The sequence below is a fragment of the Mesorhizobium sp. WSM4850 genome (assembly GCF_055811735.1).
In genome coordinates, this window is record NZ_JBVVPV010000152.1 from 1 (window position 1) to 815 (window position 815).

The window sequence follows — 815 nt, forward strand, 5'->3', positions numbered from 1 at the left end:
CGAGTTTGGCTGCGACCAGGTCGTGACCGGTCTTGGCAAGACCGGCGTTGTCGGTGTCATCACGGGGAAGGTAGCCGTGAGCAACGCTAAGGCCATCGGCTTGCGCGCGGACATGGATGCGCTGCCGATCGAGGAAAAGACCAATCTACCCTATGCCTCTAAGAACGAGGGCTTCATGCATGCATGCGGTCACGACGGCCACACCGCGATGCTGCTGGGGGCGGCACGCTATCTTGCCGAAACTCGGAACTTTGCCGGCACTGTAGTCTTGATCTTCCAGCCCGCGGAAGAGATTGGTATGGGTGCGGTTGCGATGCTCGAGGACGGCCTGATGGAGCGCTTCGGTATCGAACAGGTCTATGGTATGCACACTCTTCCGGGTTTGCCAATTGGTGCGTTTGGTATCCGGCAGGGCCCAGTGATGGCGGCAACGGACAGCATCGAGATCAGAATCGAAGGCCGCGGCGGCCATCCGGGGATGCCGCATAAAGGCATCGACTCGATCCTAGTCGGCGCGCAGCTTATCACGGCCGTGCAACAAATTTTAGCGCAGAACGTCGACCCCCTGGAAGCGGCTGGGATTACGTTTCACGAATTCCGTTCCGGCAGCACGCATAGAGTCATAGCCGAGACGGCAGAGTTGCGAGGCAGCATGCGCACGTTGACGCCCGAGGTGCGGGAGCTTGTAAAGAAGCGGTTGCGCGAGGTGGTCGCCGGCATCGCGCAAGTAACCGGCGCAAGGATAGACCTGAGTCTTGAAGGCGACCATGGCGTCGTTTTCAACCACGCCTCGCAAACCGAGATGGCGATCAAGG

The 815-nt window shown here is 59.9% G+C and carries 1 protein-coding gene; it reads left to right on the forward strand.

The features are described 5' to 3' along the window. A partial coding sequence (locus AC0L2Z_RS35355) for an amidohydrolase (protein ID WP_473630638.1) occupies positions 1-815 on the forward strand: 815 nt, incomplete at both ends.